The organism is Tabrizicola sp. (assembly GCF_031377265.1).
Classification (GTDB): Bacteria; Pseudomonadota; Alphaproteobacteria; order Rhodobacterales; family Rhodobacteraceae; genus JAUYQR01.
Map to the genome: position 1 here is coordinate 1 of NZ_JANMET010000071.1, position 16,822 is coordinate 16,822.

A 16,822-nucleotide genomic window follows, 5' to 3' on the forward strand; every position below is an offset into this window, starting at 1 on the left:
GATGGTGAAGCCGTTGGCGACCAGGTTCTTTACGTTGCGCGGCCCAAGCCATTCGCGCATGGACGGGAAGCTGCCCAGCCAGCCATAGGTTTCATCGCGGCTGGCAGAGGGCACGGTCATCACGATCTGATCGGCAAAGGCCGCAGCCTGGATCATCGCGTCGGTGACGACGGTCTTCCGCCGTTTCCGACTTCTGGATGGTCCGGCCGACGATCTTGGATGAGGCCCGGTCGCCAGCGAGACCAACCCAAGGGCAGCCAATGTAGCCGTCCGGCCAGATGCACAAGGCCTTGAACTCGCGGAAGTCCACCTCGACCTGCTCCATCGCGACCATGCCCGAAAGGCTGCGCGGGAAGAAATGGGTGAGGCTGCGCGCGGCGGCTTCCGCGCCCTCTTCAAGGGTGCGCTGCCTCTCGACGGCCATCTTCGCCCAATGACGCATGACGGTGCGGTAAGGCGGGGAATGCCCACCCGTTCTTGTAGGCTTCGGCCTTGGTTTGCTTGTGCAACGCCCTGAAGTTCGCGCCCGTCCCGTTGTTGCCGGACGCCGCGACCCGGTTTTCAAAGTCGGTCCAGGCGTCGGGCTGACAGTCGGCTAAAGGCGCGCCAGTGGTGGAATAGCCGGGCGCAAGGGCCGGTGCCCAATTGATCGGGTCGACGTTCTCGACCAGTTTAAACCACCGTTTAAGGGTCTGGTGGCTTGGCTGTTCGCTAAAGCCCGCTCCCTTCAACAGGGCGTCGATTTTCGGCCATTGAAGGCCGGTCTTCCTGTGTTTCTCAACAAAGACCAGGATAGCCGCCCGATCTATTGCCCTCTCCTGGGTGCGCTCCGGCTTGGCCAGAAGCGCAAGGTGCGCGGCGTCATCCAATGCCGCTGCTGCAAGGCCAGACCGCTCGGCAAGGTGCACCTGGTAGGCGAGGCGGACAGGTTCGGGGAGGTTGGAGAGGGAGAAAGTGAGGCGCTTGCCTTCTTGCCCACTACCTGATCAGCCTTCGGCCCTCTCCAAGGCCCCAACAGTGCGGCGCGAACGTTTTGCATCGCCAGGCCGTTTTCCAGACACCACCCGTGCAGCGAAGTCCCACTTGTCAACAAAGCAGCCCAGACCGGAAGGTAACGTGCGTCATTTTGGCGAGGGTAGGTGTTAGAAGGTCAAAAAGTGCCGTCATAGGGTGCCTGATAGAACCTAACAAGGCGTACTTAACACCTGTAAAGGTGCGTCAATCAGTATCGACGCCAAATCCGTCGACGTTGCGGCCCGGCTTCGCCAGCTTCAGGCGCGGCACGGCCTTACGATCCAGGAAATGGCCGAGAGGTGCGGTCTGCCGAAAAGGTCTCTTGAGAACTACATGAATCTGAAGGAGCCGCAGCCTCCTGGAGTAGATGCGCTCATCGGCATTTCTGAAGGACTCAGCGTCTCTATCGACTGGATTGTTGGCAGGACAGAAGATCATGGCGGAGCAGACTTCGCGCGCGAGGACTACGCCGTCTTCTGTCAATCAGCTGTCCTGCACGTGCTGCTTAGAATTCTCGATGCCGTGAAGACGGACCCCAAGGGCGCGATAGATGCGGAGGCTGGACGAATCTTAGGATACGAACCGCATGAGGTGGCAGCTGTGGCAATGCTGGATTTCATGGCAATCGTGGACTTGCAGGCAGAACATCCATCCCGCCCAAAAGACTATTTCAAGAGGAACTTTGCGGCATTGTCGGATATGGCAAAGCACCGTGTAGATGTCACCTCGGTGCGTGACCTTGTAGGACGTAAACCAAATGGTTGACGATGCTTGTCGTCCTACTCAGCTAAGCCATTGATTTTCTAGACCACTGATTGATACCAGAAGCTGCAAACGTTGCGAGAAAGGGCCATTTCCTGCCCAACCGCATCAAACCATCTGACATCGCAATCCCGTAACCCATTGAAAACATTAGACCGAAAGTTGCCGGTTTTTGTCAAACCAAATGACGCCGCTCAATTGGGTCAGCATCCATTGATTTGATTGGCGCTGCCGTCGCCGCGTGAATCAAGCCATCGCACTGACGGAGACGATGATGATCAGTCTATTCCAGCCGACCGACGAGCCAGATGGATCGGCTTCGGCCCGTCTTTCCCAACTGCCTCGGGCCGACGATCAGCGCAGGCGATTGATCGGGTGCCAAGACCTTCCGTCCCGCCGTCGCCCAGGCGGAAACAGGGATGTTCTGGCTTTGACGATCCATGAGTCTGCAACCTACGCGGTCGGGGCGGCCTCAAAAGCCGCCCCCAAACCGGTTACTTTGCCGCCAGAAACTCCGGCACCGACAACAAGATGAACTCGTTGTCCGCCGCCTTGTCCAAGGCGCGGCCGGATGAGTAGGGCAGGTTGTTGTCCACCGCCACCATGATGTGGGTGTCATCCACCTGCATCACGTCTTCGATGGTGAAGAACGGGAAGGTGAACTTGCCCGCCGTGCCGCCCACCGTTTCCAGCCGCGCCTTGGCATCGGGATCGGCAATATCCATCAGGTCGATATGGCCAATGCGGCGGACAAAGCCGTCAGCATCGACCGAAGCGGTGTCGATCAGCACGATGCGCTTGACCATTGCCGGCGCGGGAAAGCAGTCCGGCATCGGATCGCCGGCGCATTTCAGGCTGGCGGCACCTTCGCCATTGTCGCGCTCGATCACCAGCGCGCGGGTGGCGTCGATGAAATTGAAATCGCCGATTGCCGTCGCGCCATCCGCCAGCGCGAACTTGAAGCCTGCGCCGGTCCATTCGCCCTTGGCCGGATCAAACGCCAGCGACCGCAGGAAGGTGCCCTCGGGCTTGCCATCCTCGCCCAGCAGCGGCTTTTCGAACAGCGCCCACAACAGGTTTGACCCCGGCTGCAGCGCCATGCCCTCATACCCGCCAGACCGCTGCACCGTCCAATCCTTGCCCATCACCGATACCGCACTGATGCCCGCGGTATCGGGGCCCTTCAGAACCGTCTCGCCCATCATGGTCGGGTACACAGCCATCACTTTGCCATCCAGCGCCGCGCGGATGATGTAGGGGCCGAATTCATCACCGATCCAGACCTCGCCATTCAGCAACTGAATGCTTTCGGTGTCGAAATCCGCGCCGGTCAGATAGCGGCTGTCGGTGCCTTCATAGGCGATGCGGAACGGCACCTTGAAATCCGGGTCGTGCAGAAAAACCGTCTCTTTCACCTCGACCGCGCCGGTGTCGAAGTTCGGCATCAGGCGGTGAAAGAACAGCATCGCGTCGGGGCTGTTGGCCTTGGTGCCAAAGCCATTATCCGTCAGCACATAGATCGACCCGTCTTCGGCCCTGGTCATCGCAAAACCTGACAGGCCCTGCAGCGGCTGGCCCTTGAACGGCAACTTCATACCGGTCGGCCGCTTGCCGTGGTTGGCGCCAGTGTCGCCCACCACGGTTTCCGGTTCCATCACGCGGGCCGCACCGGTGAACTTGCCGCTGATGGCTGCATCCTTCGGGGCATCGGCAGGCGGGGCAATGAAGGTTGCGGCGGGGATCAGCGCGTGGCCTGCCAGCGTGGCGGGAAAGCTGTCTTCGGCAAACGCCGGTGCAGCGATGCAAAGAACGGCGGTAGACAGGGCGAGGGACCGGATCGTCATGAGGCACATCTCCAATTGATGAAGGCATGCCGCCCGTCCTGCGGAAACTCGGTGAAATCCCTATGACGGGACTGTTACGAAATGACGAAAGCAGATGTCACAGATCCTTCAACTGATCGCCAAATCGGGTCATAAGCCCGCTGCGCCGCAACGACACCGCCGGGTAGTTCGGCTCGTGCATGATCCGGTCCAGGGTGAAATCCGGCTCCACCCGCAACAGGCCCTTCAGCACGACAGCGGCCTTGTCGCGCTTGCCCGCCCACAGATACAGGAACAACAGATGCCGCATCGCTGCACGAAAGCTGGGGGCACGGTAATGCGCCGCCTCATAATGCGCGATGGCGGCGGCGTACTGTTCGCTGCGAAGCGCCACCAACCCGGACGCAGCCTCCCACCAGTGGACATGCGCCGTTCTGGCCGCAATTTCCGCGCCGCGCCGCGCCACATCAAGTGCCGCGACATTGTCGCCCGTGCGGCTGAGCGCGATCGCCTGCGCCAAATGGCAATGGGCGTTATGCGGGCTCATTTCCAGCGCATCCCGCGCCAGCACGCTGCCCGCTTCGGGGTTTTCATCCACGATGACCCGGGACAGCCCGACCAGCGACAGCACCAGCGGATTGGCCTTGGACAGTTCCAGCGCCTTGCGGGAATATTCGTCGGTTTCCGCGATCAGGCGGGTGTAGTCCGTTTCGGTCCGCTCGACGATCATGATCTGGCGCACCAGGCAACGCCAGGCATAGATGCGCGCGGAACTGGCGATCTCACCCGCCTCGATCAGCAACTGATCTGCCGCACGCAACCTTGCACCATCGTAGCTGAACATCTCGGTCAGCGACCTGGCGATCAGGGCATTGGCGCGGCGCGGTCCCTCGGCGCATTCCTGCATCCGGGGAAAATAGGACAGCGCCGCGTCTGCCGCCTGATACACCAGCGGCGGCAGATCGCCGGCGCCGATAAGGTCGGTATCGGCCGCCGGCACCGCCGCGCGCTGGTTCCAGATGATCTGCCCGCTGGCGATGGACGAAAGGCTGATCAGCACATGCACCCGGTCCTGAATCTCGGCGCCTTCGACATGCAGCGCCATGCCCTCGCGCGGCAGATCGACAGGGATCGGCATGCCGCCGGACCCGTAAAGGTCGATATGCGCAAATTCCGACACCAGACGTCCGATCGCATCGGCCAATGCCATGCCGACGAAGCTGCCAAGGCCCTCGGGAAGACGACCGAGACGGATAACAAAGGGCAGACGCGCCGTATGCGCCATCGGCACCCGGGCCAGCGTCGGGCGGATAGTGCCCATCTGGCTTTCCACGCGCGCGGTTTCTTCGCGAAGCCAGTCCTCGAAGGCCTGGTCGATGATGTCGATGCCTTCCAGAAACTCCCGCCCCGATTGCAGCGCCTGTGCAGCGGCGTCGCGATCCTGCTCCAGATCGGTCACCACACCGCTGATCCGCACTGAATCCCGGTCGGCTTCCAGCCGGTCGGCCTCGGCTCCCAGCGCCTTGCGAATCTCCATCAGCGCCTGACGCAAGCTGCCGCTGGCCTGTTCCGCCCCCCGATCCGACCACAGCCGCGCCTCCAGCCAGCGCCGGGCGCGCCGACGGTCGGGGGTCTGGCACAGCATCGCCAGAATCGCACGCGCCTTCGCCCCACGAGGGGTGCAATCCCGCCCAAGGTCGTCGCGCACTTCAAAGACGCCCACGAGGCGTATAAACATCACCATCCCCAGATTTATTGGCAGAAGGCTAAGCGGTCCCACCGCCACAAGCAATATTCGTGAATTCTGCGTCAATTTGGTTGCGCTGCGTGCGTGCCGTCTTTGCCGATCGGTCTTTCGGTGCAACTGTTACTGCAATTCAGGCTGGAGGATTTCATGTCGGTATTTGGCACCCACGGCACCCACGGCACCCACGGCACCCATGGCACCCATGGCACGCACGGCACCCACGGCACGCACGGCACGCACGGCACGCATGGTGGTGGTGGCTCTCCGTTTCTCGCGTCTGCACTGGCGCTGACGGCCGAGGCGCTGATGGGCTACTGGGACGGCACCGCCGCCCCTCCCACCCCCGATGGTGCCAACGACCTGACCCGGCTGATGCGCCTGCAACCCCATTCGCGCGGCGAGGTTCTGGCGCATGAGGCGATGTCGCTGTTTACCGTGCGCCCCGGCCTGCCCCCGGCCTATCTGGTGCGTACCGAAAGCGACCTTGTCAGCCTCAGCCCGCCCGGCCCGGCCAAGATCGCGGAACAGATGACCGATGTGCGCAGCGCGATGGATTTGCGCGCCGACCGTCTGCCGGAGATTCTGGCCCAGACCGACGACCTTTTGTCGTTCTTCAACGCCCAAAGCCCGCACAGCCCGCATCGGCGGCCGTTCACGGTGCTGCTGATCACTGCGCTGTACGACAGCGTGGTGTCGCAGGAACAGCGGATGAAGCATTTGTGCTCGGTGCCGCGCCCGGTCGATCTGTCGCCGCAGATTCAGCCGATCATCCAGACGCCCGGCCATTCGGCCTACCCGTCCGGCCACGCGACCGAGGCGTTCGCCTTTGCCACGATCTTTGCTGCCCTGCGTCTGGCAGGGGCAGGCACTGCAGATTCCGCCTTGATAGACACGCTTTTGGGCAAACTTGCGCCCGTCGTCGAAGCCGCACCTGATACCGATCCGGTGATCCTGCTGTTCCGCCTTGCGGCGCGGATTGCCGACAACCGCACCATCGCAGGCGTGCATTACCCGTTGGATTCCGCGCATGGTGGGCTTTTGGGCCTGTCGCTGGCCCTTGGGTTCGTGGCGCATTGCCTTGGCGGCGGGCCGGCGCGCCCAGTGCCGGAATGGGTGGCGCGCGGCGATGACTGGTCGGGGGATTTCTCATTGCGCAAATGGTGCGCGGCACTTGGCGCCAGCACCCCGCATGGCTGGCGGTCTGGCACCACAACCCTTCCGGCGGCTGAAGGTTGGCATCTTTTGCCCGCGCTGTGGCAGGCGGCAGTGGCGGAATGGGCGCGCCCAGCGGCACCCGTCACAGACCCCAGCGGCTGAAACTCAAGAACCGATCGGGCAGTATCGGCAAGGCAGTATCGGCAAAGCGGGGCGGTCGCAGGACCGCCCCCTTTTTCATACGGCGATCAGCACGCCATGCCCGACCCGCCGGTCAGGCACATCCCAGTCGTCGTCCCCGGTCAGCGCGCGGCGTTCCGCCTCGGGGTTGCGCTGGGCTTCTGGCGTTGTCAGGAAGTACTGCGCCAACGCCCGCACCACCATTGGTGCCGCCATGCTGGTCCCCGAAATCCGCGCGACCGACCCGCTCAGCACCCCTGTGGCCGAACGTCCCGGCAAGGCGGTGCCGTCTTCACTGCGCGCCACCAGCGTCGGGCCCAGCGATTCGCCGGGTCGGGCCAGATACCTGACCCCTTCGGCCGAAAAGGGCATCGGTCGCACGTTGTTCGGCGCACCGATCCTTGGTCGCACCGACCCCACAAACAGAACGCGCGCATCCCCGACCCCGGCAAACGCCACGCCAGAGCCATCGCGCGTGACCGGGCAGCCCGGCGCATCCTGCGACGCGCGCGGTGCCAGATAGCCGCGCAACTCCTCATCCCAATCCCAACCCAGCGGATGGTCCAGCCAGCTTTGGCGGCCCAGCGTCCGGTATCCCGGCGGCGTGTCGTCGCGCTGCACCCTTGCGGTCAGGCGCACTGGTTCGGCGTCGGTGGTGCGCAGGTCCACCTGCCATGCACCCGGCGGACAAAGGCCCATCAGCCCCGCCGTGGGCCCCAGCGCCAGATGCAGCAGTGCCTGCCCCCCCGGTTCCTCGACCGACGTCACCGCAGCCACCATCCCGTCCAGCCGCCACCCGGTGCCCACCTTTGGCCAAGGCACCGTCAGGTCCGGCAGGCCCGATCCGACCGGCGGCCGCATCCCCAGCATCAGCCCCTCCGTCATGCCCGCGTCCACCCGCAGCTCCAGAAAGCTGGAGCTGTGGTCATCCGGCAGCACCCGCCAAGTCATCTGCACCGGCGCAGACCGGCGCAGCTCGGCGCGCGCCACCAGCCTGCCAAGCCGCGCGTTGCCATAGGCAACCACCAGCCGCACTTCGCCCCCCGTCATCCGCGCATGCCGCGCAATCTCATAGCGGAACCAATCGGCCAGAAACGCCGTCCCATCCCCCGGCCCCGCCAGAGAGCCGACGCTAAGGTTGATCACCACCGGCGGCACATCGGTGCAATTCGCCTGACGCAGCGCCTCGGCCAAAATCCAGCGCAGGCCCTGCACCAGATACGCCTCCATCCGCCGGCCCGCCGTCTCGCGGATCGCGGCCGGGGGCAATTGCACCGCCAACAGCGGCACCGCACTCAACGGATCGCCAGCCCAAGGCGCGGCCCCGGCGGCAATGTCCAGCACATGCGTGCCATGCGCCACCCGCTGGTTGGTCATCGGGCGGTCGGTGCGCGGCAGCAGGGCGCGGTTGACCTGCGCATAGACCTCAGCCTCGGTGCTGCCAGTGGTCAGATATTCGTTGATCTCGGCCTCGGTCAGCACCTTGCCGCACAGGATATCACCCGGCGTCGCCATCCCCTGCGCCACCCGCTCCGGCGCTTGCAGCCAGACCGCCTTGATCCGGGTTTCGGCTCTGTTCTTGCGGAAACGGGCGTTTAGAAAGCCAATCCCGTCATCGATCACCGCCACCAGCGGCACGTCACGCGCCAGATCGCCCTTGGTCAGCAGCAGGTTCTGCCCGGTTTCATCAGGCGCGGCATCTGGCAAGGCCACACTTGGCCCCACGTCCAGCACGTGCCAGAACGGCGGCACAGCGTTCAGCACGGACCGCGGGCAAAACGCCACCAGGCGCACCTCATGCGGCCAATCCGCGGTGCCCGCGAGCGCCCGTTCGGTGGCCAACAGATCCCGCTCATGCGCGCTGAACCGCGCCCCCGGCAAGGCCAGCGTGGCGTCGATCGCCTGCACCAGCGTCATCGCCTGGCCGTCAGGCTGCTGCAACGCGACGAAGACCGGCACGAACCGCCGCGCGGTATCGCCCGACGCCGCCTCGACCAGCGCCTCCCAGGCGACATAGCCGCCCTGCGCCAAACCCGTTGTCACTGCCTGCCATTCCGCCATTTCCGGGCCTCCTTGCGTGCTGTTGCGGCCAGCATGGCACATTCCGCGGCCCGTTTCGCGGGGTTAGCGCCGTCAATTCGCGGATTTCACGGGGAATTAACGCGCCCGGACAGAGGCTGCTGAGGCAGGGTCACGCCATGGTGATCTTTGCCTGTTGCGATGTGTTCATGAGTGCCGCAGTTCCAGCAGAAACCTTGAAAGGTTCCCTATGGCTCGCCCCACAGACGACGCATCCATGGTTGTTCCGCCGCCTGTCACGGAAGGTTCCGGGCTGATTCCGCCGGCTCGGAACTTTGCCCTGCAGGATTACCTGTCGCTGTCCGGTCACCCTGTGCTGCACGCCGCTGGCCCAGCACCCCACAGCGCCCTTGCCGATGGCATCGCAGCTTTTCTGCATCTGACAGAGGTCGAAACCTACGTCAGCGGCACCGAAGCCATGCGCGCCGCCATGACACGCACCATCCGCCCGAATGACGATGTGATCATCGATTCAGGTGCCCATTCCGCCATGTTCGAGACTGTTTTGGCCGCAGGTGCCACCCCGCATCGCTGCCCGTCGGGGTCGGTCGAGGCGGTGGAACGTCGGTTGAAACGCTTGTCCGGTCTGCGCGGTCGGGGGCGGCTTTTCGTGGCGCTTTCGGCGGTGTCGGCGCATGGATCGGTGGTGGCCGACCTGCCCTTGCTGCTGGATCTTGCGCGCCTGCATGGGGCCAGCCTTGTGCTTGATGTCAGCCATGATCTTGGGTCCATGGGTCTGGGCGGCGCGGGATTGATGGAGATTCAGGGCTGCCTCGGGCGCATTGACGTGGTGGTGGGCAGCTTTGCCAAATGCTTTGGTGCCAAAGGCGGCTTTGCCGGGTTCGCCACATCCGGGCACCACACTCGCACCGCGCGCAGACCCCTGCCTGCGGCCAATGCTGCAATCATCCGGGCGGCGCTTTCGATTGTGCAATCGGAGCAAGGCCGCACGCTGCGCCGTCGGTTGCATAGCAATACCCTGCGCCTGCGCAATCACCTGATGGCCGATGGTTTGCCGGTGATGGGCCAGCCGTCACCGCTGGTGCCGCTGCGCCTGCCGAAACCAACCGCCGCCGCGCGAACCGCCCTGCTGCACAGTGCGGGGGCCCGGGTCACCCTGCTGCAGTCCCCCATTGTCGCCGCACACGCACCGCGTTGGCGCATCGGCCTGACCGCCAATCACAGCGCCGCCGATATCGACGATCTTGCCGAGTTGATCCGCGAAGTGTCAGGCGTCTTTGACCGCCAGCGCCGCAGCCACGCCGCCAGCCCGATCCCCACTCACGCCTGAGGCGTGGCCTGCAGCTTGGCCTGAGGCTTGACCGAAGCCGTCACATAGTTGCACCCCAGATCGCGGTCCGACAGGCTCCAGCTCCAGCCGACCGGGTTGAACACCATGCCCTTGCGGTCCACCGGCGTCAGCCCGGCAGTGCGGATCAATGCATAAAGCTCATCCGGGGTGATGAACTTCTGCCAGTCATGCGTGCCCTTGGGCAACCAGCGCATCACCCATTCCGCCCCGATGATTGCCATCATGAACGATTTCGGGTTCCGGTTCAGGGTGGAACAGATCATCAGGCCCCCCGGTTTCAGCAACTGCTGGCACGCGGTCAGGTAGGCCTGCGGGTCCGACACATGCTCCACCACTTCCATGTTCAGCACCACGTCGAACGCCTCGCCCGCCTCGGCCAGCGCCTCGGCAGTGGTGTGGCGATAGTCGATCACCAGCCCGGATTGTTCGGCATGCAGCTGCGCCACCGGAATGTTGCGAGGGGCGGCATCCGCGCCCACCACTGCGGCCCCCAGCCGCGCCATCGGTTCGGACAACAAGCCGCCACCGCAGCCGATATCAAGGATCCGCAACCCCGCGAACGGCGTTTGCGTCGCCAGATCACGCCCGAACTCCGCCGCGATCTGGCGGGTGATATAGTCCAACCGGCTGGGGTTGAGCATATGCAGCGGCTTGAACTTGCCCGCGGGGTTCCACCACTCCGCCGCCATCGCTTCAAACTTCGCCACTTCGGCGGGATCGACAGTTGTTGACGCTTGCATCAGTGTCTCCTGATTGCCCTTCGACTCCGGGCTCTGCCAGCGTTATATAGAGCGGTGATGGATCAAAGATCAGGTCAAAAGCGCGCAGTCGAGTTTCTTTACCCGCCGATCGATCCGTTCGATCAGCGTTTGATCGACATGGGCGAGGGCCACCGGATCTATGTCGAACAGTGCGGGCGGCCGGACGGCATTCCCGTCATCGTGTTTCACGGCGGGCCGGGGGGCGGCTGCAGTTCGGCGATGCGCCGGTATTTCGACCCGATGGTCTACCGCGTGGTGCTGTTTGATCAACGCGGCTGCGGTCGGTCGCGCCCGCATGCCTCCGTGATCGCCAATACCACCTGGCATCTGGTCGAGGATGTGGAGACGATCTGCAAAGACCTTGGCATCGACCGCTTCATCGCTTTTGGCGGCAGCTGGGGGGCGACCCTGGCGCTTGTCTATGCCATCACCCACCCCGACCGCGTCAGTCATCTGGTGCTGCGCGGCGTGTTCCTGATGACCAAGGCCGAACTGAAATGGTTCTACGGCGGCGGCGCGGGCGCCTTCTTTCCCGAACTTTGGGGCCGTTTTGTCGGTGCCATTCCGGTGGATGAGCGTGAAAACCTGATCAACGCCTACAACCGTCGTCTGTTTTCCGGCAACCTGATGGAGGAATCCCGCTTTGGCCGGATCTGGGCCAATTGGGAAAACGCCCTCGCCTCGATCCACCACGAAGGCCCGCTCGGCGAAAGCCCGTCAGACTATGCCCGCGCCTTTTCCCGGCTGGAGAATCACTATTTCCAGAACGGTGGCTTTCTGCAATCAGACGGCTGGATCCTGCGCGAACGCGCCCGCATCGAGCATATCCCCGCCACCGTCGTGCAGGGCCGCTATGACATGATCTGCCCGCCGGTTTCCGCCTGGAAACTGGCCAGCGGCTGGGACAAATGCGATCTGCGGATGGTGTCGCTGGCCGGTCACGCGCTGTCCGAACCCGGCATCAGCGAGGCACTGGTGCGGGTGATGGACGAATTGCGCAGCCATCGCTAGCAAGCCTCACGCCCGCCGCCCCACCACCGCCACGCCCAGCGTTTCCAGCACCTTGGCCTCGATCTGCGCCGCATCCATGCCGGCCACCCGGTACATCGCTTCGGGGCTGGCCTGATCGATGAACACATCCGGCAGCACCATGCTTCGATACTTCAGCCCCCGGTCAAACACCCCGGCATCGGCCAGAAGCTGCGCCACGTGTGACCCAAAACCGCCAATCGCGCCCTCCTCCACCGTGATCAGCGCCTCATGTTCCGCCGCCAGCCGCAGGATCAGATCCCGGTCCAGCGGCTTGGCAAACCTTGCATCCGCAACCGTCGGCGACACCCCGCGCTGGGCCAGTGCCTCGGCCGCCTTCATCACCTCGGCCAGCCGCGTGCCAAACGACAGGATCGCCACCCGGCTGCCCTCGCGCATCACCCGGCCACGCCCAAGCTCCAGCGGCACGCCGCGCGCAGGCATCTCTACCCCCACGCCATCGCCACGCGGAAAGCGGAAGGCAATCGGCCCTGCCTCATGCGCCACTGCCGTGGCCACCATATGCACCAGTTCCGCCTCATCTGCCGCGGCCATCACCACAAACCCCGGCAGGTTCGCCAGAAACGCCACATCGAACGCCCCGGCATGGGTTGCCCCGTCCGCGCCCACCAGCCCGGCCCGATCAATCGCAAACCGCACCGGCAGGCGCTGGATCGCCACGTCATGCACCACCTGATCATAACCGCGCTGCAGGAAGGTGGAATAAATCGTGCAGAACGGCTTCATCCCGCCCGCGGCCAGCCCGGCGCTGAAGGTCACCGCATGCTGCTCGGCAATTCCCACGTCGAAACACCGCTTGGGAAAGCGGTCGGCAAACAGGTTCAACCCGGTGCCATCCGGCATCGCCGCCGTGACAGCGACGATCTTTGTATCCTGCTCTGCCTCGGCAATCAGGCTTTGCGCAAAGACCTTGGTATAGCTTGGCGCGTTTGAGGCGGCCTTGGCCTGCACGCCGGTCAGCACATCGAACTTGCCCGTCGCGTGGCCCTTGTCGCGGGCCGCTTCGGCGGGGGCATAGCCCTTGCCCTTCTTGGTCAGCACATGGATCAGCATCGGTCCCGTCGCCCGCGCCTTCACCGTGCGCAGCACCGGCAAAAGCTGGTCCAGATCATGGCCGTCAATCGGGCCGATGTAGGAAAACCCTAACTCCTCGAACAGGGTGCCGCCCAGCGCCATGCCCTTCAGCATTTCCTTCGCCCGCTTCGCCCCTTCCTGCAAAGGCGACGGCAGCAGGCCGACAAAGCCCTTTGCCACCTGCTTCAGATCCTGCAAAGGTGCCTCGGCATACAGCCGCGACAGGTAGGCCGACAACGCCCCCACCGGCGGTGCAATGCTCATCTCGTTGTCATTCAAAATGACGAACAGCCGCTTACCCAGATGCCCGGCGTTGTTCATCGCCTCAAACGCCATGCCCGCTGACATCGCGCCATCGCCAATGACCGCAATCGCATCGCCGGGGTCGCCGCCCAGATCCGCCGCCATCGCAAAGCCCAGCGCCGCGCTGATCGAGGTAGAACTGTGCGCCGCGCCAAACGGATCATAGGGGCTTTCGCTTCGCTTGGTGAACCCCGACAACCCGCCCTCCATCCGCAGCGTCCTGATCCGGTCGCGCCGCCCGGTCAGAATCTTGTGCGGATAGCACTGGTGCCCGACGTCCCAGACCAGCTTGTCGCGCGGCGTATCAAACACCGCATGCAACGCCACCGTCAGTTCCACCACGCCAAGGCCCGCGCCCAGATGGCCGCCGGTCACGCTGACCGCGGCAATCGTCTCTGCCCTGACTTCATCAGCCAGCTGGCGCAACTCACGGTCGCTCAACGCCTTCAGGTCAGCGGGAAACTTCACCCGGGCCAGCAGCGGTGTTTTCAGATCGCTCACTCAACTCTCCCGCGCGATGGCAAAGCGTGCTGCGGTTTTAAGCATATCGGCCCGCGCTCCGTAAGGCGACAAGGCATCGCACGCCTCCTCTACCAGTGCCACCGCCCGCGCCCGTGCGCCCGCAAGGCCCAGCAGCGACACGAAAGTGGCCTTCCCGGCCTCGGCATCTTTGTGCAGCCGCTTGCCGGCCTTGGCCGCATCGCCGCTCACGTCCAACAGGTCATCAGCAATCTGGAACGCCAGTCCCAGCGCCGTGGCATAGGCGCGCAATGGCCCGCGGTCCGCCCCGGCCATGATCGCCCCCGCCTCTGCCGCAAAGCCGATCAGCGCGCCGGTCTTGCCCGCCTGCAGCGCGGTGATAGCCTCCAGCGTCAGCGGCACATTCGCCGTTTCGGCAGCGATGTCCAGCGCTTGGCCCAGCACCATACCCTCGGCACCCGAGGCCTTGGCCAGCCCGTGCACCAGTGCCACCCGCACCTCGCCAGACCCAAGGCCCGGGTCGCACAGCAGTTCGAACGCCAGCGTCTGCAACGCGTCCCCGGCCAGAACCGCCGTCGCCTCATCCCATTTCACATGCACGGTCGGCAGACCCCGGCGCAGATCGTCGTTGTCCATGCAGGGCATGTCGTCGTGAACCAGCGAATACGCATGCAACGCCTCCACCGCCGCCGCCGCACTGATGGCCCCGCCCGCCCCCAGCATCCGCGCGCCTTCCAGCACCAGAAACCCCCGCAGCCGCTTGCCACCCAACAACGCATAGCGCATCGCATGGATCACCGGCTGATCGGCCCGGCCCGCCAGTGCCCGGTCAAGCCGCGATTGGATCAGGGCCGCATCCGCCGCCAGCCGGTCGGAAAAATTCACATCCCCTCCACGGGCGTTACACCCACGGCCCGGCCTTCCTGCGCGCGGATGATCTCCACCTTTTCTTCGGCGTCGCGAAGTTTGGTCGCGCAATAGGCTTTCAGCGCCGCCCCGCGCTCATACAAGGCGATGCTTTGCTCCAGCGGCACTTCGCCCCGTTCCAGCGCGCCCACCACCTGCTCCAGCGCGGCCATCGCCTCTTCGAATGTCATGCCGTCAATGGGTTTATCGCTCATCGGCCCCGCTCCTCCAACACGCCCACATGCGCAGCAACCGATGCCGCCAGCGCATCCAGATCATAGCCGCCCTCAAGCGACGACACCACCCGCCCGCCGGCAAAATCACACAACCGCCCGGTCAGCCAGCGGTAATCCTCGGCCTGCCATTCCAGCCCGGCCAAAGGATCATCCGCATGCGCATCAAACCCCGCCGAGATCAGCAGCAACTCCGGCTGCCACGCTTTCAGCACCGGAAACACCACCCGCTCATACACCGCGCGCATCGCCGCCCCGCCAGACCCTTCGCGCAGCGGCACGTTCAACATCTGCCCATGCGCGCCCCGCTCCTCCGCCCGCCCGGTGCCGGGATAGAGCGGCATCTGGTGGCTCGACACGAACAGACAGCGCGCTTCATCCCACAACAGATCCTGCGTGCCGTTGCCGTGATGCACGTCGAAATCGACAATCGCCACCCGCCCCAACCCATGATGATCTAGCGCCCGCTTCGCCCCGATCGCCACAGTGCCCAACAGGCAAAACCCCATCGCGGTCTCGCGCTCGGCATGGTGCCCCGGCGGCCGGCCTGCCACAAAGGCGGTCTTCGCCTCTCCGGTCACCACCGCGTCGACGGCGGCACAGATCCCGCCCACCGCCCGCATCGCCGCCTCCAAAGACCCCGGCGACATGAACGTGTCGGGGTCCAGTTGCGCCCAACCCACTTCTGGCACCGCTGCTTTCAACTGCGCCAGATACCGCGCCGGATGGCAGCGCAGAATGTCCGCCTCTTCGGCAACCGGACAGGCGCGCCGCTCCACCGCAAGCCCCGCCAGACCTGCCTCAACGGCGGCCAGCCGCTCCACCCGTTCCGCATGGCCGGGCGGCGTCACGTGGCCCGCAAACGCTGCATCCGTGAACACCAGCACTCAGGTCTTCCTCTTCTTCAAATATCCCGGGGGTGCGGGGGCTGGCCCCCGCCCTTTGCCGCACCTCAATCCGGCTGCAGCATATAGCCCTCGCCACGCACCGTCTGCAGATAGCGCGGTGCCTTCGGATCGTCCTCGATCTTGCGCCTGAGCCGGGTAATCTGCACGTCCACCGCCCGCTCCTGTGCCGCATCGATCCGCCCCAGATCGCCGACCAGCCGCTCCCGGCTGATCGGGTTTCCGGGCTGACCTGCAAAGATCCGCATCAGTTGCGCCTCGGTTGCGGTCAGCCGCACCAGTGCCTGGCCCCGCCACATCTCGCCCCGGTCAAGGTCATAGCGCACCGCCCCCAGATGCAGCACTTGGCGCACCGGTTCCACCGCCTTGGCCTGCGGCACGCGGCGCAGGATCGCGTTGATCCGCAGCAGCAGTTCCTTCGGCTCGAACGGCTTGGTCAGGTAGTCATCCGCCCCGGCCTCGAACCCCTCGATCCGGTTGCTGGTCTCGCCCTTCGCGGTCAACAGCAGGATCGGCGTGGTCATCCGTTTGCGCAGATCGCGGGTCAGGCTCACCCCGTCCTCGCCGGGCATCATCACGTCCAGCACGATCAGATCGAACTCCAGCCCCGCCAGAATCCGCCGTGCCTGGGCCGCATCCCGTGCGGCTGATACCAGAAACCCGCTGCGGATCAGGAACTTCTGCAACAGCCCCCGGATCCGCTCGTCGTCATCCACCACCAAGAGATGCGCCTGTGTCTCGCTCATGCCCCACCCTCTTTCAGACGCCCGACTTCTTTCAGAAGGCTGTATTGCCGCCGCATTTCCGGGTCCATCATCGCCTCCAGCACCTGGCGAAAACCTTGTACCGCCTGTGGCCCTGCCGCCCGATAGGCTGCCCGCATCCGCGCCCGCTGGGCATCTGACAGCTCGCGTTCCAGCACCAGCCCGGTTTCGGTCAGGAACAGATGCCGCTCGCGCGCGTCAACCTTGCCCTTGTCGCTGCGCACCAGGCCATCGTCGATCAGCGTCCGCAGCACCCGGTTCAGCGACTGCTTGG

Annotated in this window: 16 protein-coding genes and 1 pseudogene; 4 read left to right on the plus strand and 13 right to left on the minus strand. The window is 64.7% G+C overall.

Annotated features, from left to right (window positions below; translation table 11 throughout):
* The 3 genes from RMO18_RS21080 to RMO18_RS03995 all read right to left on the minus strand — a co-directional run.
* Window positions 1-156, minus strand: a 156-nt coding sequence (locus RMO18_RS21080; protein WP_405054003.1) for a Mu-like prophage major head subunit gpT family protein, incomplete at its 3' end; no start/stop codon positions are given.
* A complete protein-coding gene (locus RMO18_RS03990; RefSeq protein WP_309664047.1) occupies window positions 92-424 on the minus strand; it encodes a hypothetical protein in 333 nt (110 codons plus the stop codon). The genes RMO18_RS21080 and RMO18_RS03990, both read right to left, overlap by 65 nt.
* Complete coding sequence (locus tag RMO18_RS03995; RefSeq protein WP_309664049.1) at window positions 396-869, minus strand: hypothetical protein; 474 nt, start codon at window positions 867-869, stop codon at window positions 396-398. Before RMO18_RS03995 ends, RMO18_RS03990 begins: the two co-directional genes overlap by 29 nt.
* A 358-nt stretch (window positions 870-1,227) precedes the next feature.
* On the opposite strand from RMO18_RS03995, the gene RMO18_RS04000 reads away from it, so the two are divergent.
* Window positions 1,228-1,779: a helix-turn-helix transcriptional regulator gene (locus tag RMO18_RS04000; protein WP_309664067.1), complete on the plus strand. Its 552-nt coding sequence runs from the start codon at window positions 1,228-1,230 to the stop codon at window positions 1,777-1,779.
* A 491-nt stretch (window positions 1,780-2,270) separates the two neighbouring features.
* Here RMO18_RS04000 and RMO18_RS04005 read toward each other — a convergent pair whose 3' ends face one another.
* Together RMO18_RS04005 and RMO18_RS04010 are read right to left on the minus strand one after the other, a co-directional pair.
* Complete coding sequence (locus RMO18_RS04005; RefSeq protein WP_309664051.1) at window positions 2,271-3,620, minus strand: esterase-like activity of phytase family protein; 1,350 nt, start codon at window positions 3,618-3,620, stop codon at window positions 2,271-2,273.
* Between the two features lie 97 nt (window positions 3,621-3,717).
* The gene (locus RMO18_RS04010; RefSeq protein WP_309664053.1) at window positions 3,718-5,337 is read right to left on the minus strand and encodes a tetratricopeptide repeat protein; all 1,620 of its coding nucleotides are present in this window, start codon (window positions 5,335-5,337) and stop codon (window positions 3,718-3,720) included.
* Window positions 5,338-5,457: 120 nt separating this feature from the next.
* On the opposite strand from RMO18_RS04010, the gene RMO18_RS04015 reads away from it, so the two are divergent.
* Window positions 5,458-6,663, plus strand: a complete 1,206-nt coding sequence (locus tag RMO18_RS04015; protein WP_309664055.1) for a phosphatase PAP2 family protein — start codon at window positions 5,458-5,460, stop codon at window positions 6,661-6,663.
* Window positions 6,664-6,738: 75 nt separating this feature from the next.
* Here the strand turns inward: RMO18_RS04015 and RMO18_RS04020 are convergent, their stop codons facing one another.
* Window positions 6,739-8,742 (minus strand): S8 family serine peptidase, encoded by a 2,004-nt coding sequence (locus RMO18_RS04020; RefSeq protein ID WP_309664056.1) that lies wholly within the window; start codon window positions 8,740-8,742, stop codon window positions 6,739-6,741.
* A 208-nt stretch (window positions 8,743-8,950) separates the two neighbouring features.
* Here RMO18_RS04020 and RMO18_RS04025 point away from each other — a divergent pair, with 208 nt between their 5' ends.
* Window positions 8,951-10,051, plus strand: a complete 1,101-nt coding sequence (locus tag RMO18_RS04025) for an aminotransferase class I/II-fold pyridoxal phosphate-dependent enzyme (protein WP_309664057.1) — start codon at window positions 8,951-8,953, stop codon at window positions 10,049-10,051.
* On the opposite strand, the gene ubiG is transcribed toward RMO18_RS04025, so the two are convergent.
* Window positions 10,042-10,812: a bifunctional 2-polyprenyl-6-hydroxyphenol methylase/3-demethylubiquinol 3-O-methyltransferase UbiG gene (gene ubiG, locus RMO18_RS04030; protein ID WP_309664059.1), complete on the minus strand. Its 771-nt coding sequence runs from the start codon at window positions 10,810-10,812 to the stop codon at window positions 10,042-10,044. The genes RMO18_RS04025 and ubiG overlap by 10 nt on opposite strands.
* A gap of 57 nt (window positions 10,813-10,869) precedes the next feature.
* On the opposite strand from ubiG, the gene pip reads away from it, so the two are divergent.
* Entirely contained in the window at window positions 10,870-11,844 is a 975-nt protein-coding gene (gene pip, locus RMO18_RS04035) for a prolyl aminopeptidase (protein ID WP_309664060.1), read from the plus strand.
* A gap of 6 nt (window positions 11,845-11,850) precedes the next feature.
* Here pip and dxs read toward each other — a convergent pair whose 3' ends face one another.
* The 6 genes and pseudogenes from dxs to RMO18_RS04065 all read right to left on the minus strand — a co-directional run.
* Window positions 11,851-13,761, minus strand: a complete 1,911-nt coding sequence (dxs, locus tag RMO18_RS04040; RefSeq protein ID WP_309664061.1) for a 1-deoxy-D-xylulose-5-phosphate synthase — start codon at window positions 13,759-13,761, stop codon at window positions 11,851-11,853.
* A complete protein-coding gene (locus RMO18_RS04045) occupies window positions 13,762-14,625 on the minus strand; it encodes a polyprenyl synthetase family protein (protein ID WP_309664062.1) in 864 nt (287 codons plus the stop codon).
* Complete coding sequence (locus RMO18_RS04050; protein WP_309664064.1) at window positions 14,622-14,861, minus strand: exodeoxyribonuclease VII small subunit; 240 nt, start codon at window positions 14,859-14,861, stop codon at window positions 14,622-14,624. The genes RMO18_RS04045 and RMO18_RS04050 overlap by 4 nt, the downstream gene beginning before the upstream one ends.
* Entirely contained in the window at window positions 14,858-15,766 is a 909-nt protein-coding gene (locus RMO18_RS04055; protein ID WP_309664065.1) for a histone deacetylase family protein, read from the minus strand. Before RMO18_RS04055 ends, RMO18_RS04050 begins: the two co-directional genes overlap by 4 nt.
* Before the next feature lie 65 nt (window positions 15,767-15,831).
* A complete protein-coding gene (locus RMO18_RS04060; protein ID WP_309664066.1) occupies window positions 15,832-16,530 on the minus strand; it encodes a response regulator in 699 nt (232 codons plus the stop codon).
* Window positions 16,527-16,822 (minus strand): annotated as a pseudogene (locus RMO18_RS04065) (MarR family transcriptional regulator); the annotation flags it as partial. The gene RMO18_RS04060 and the pseudogene RMO18_RS04065, both read right to left, overlap by 4 nt.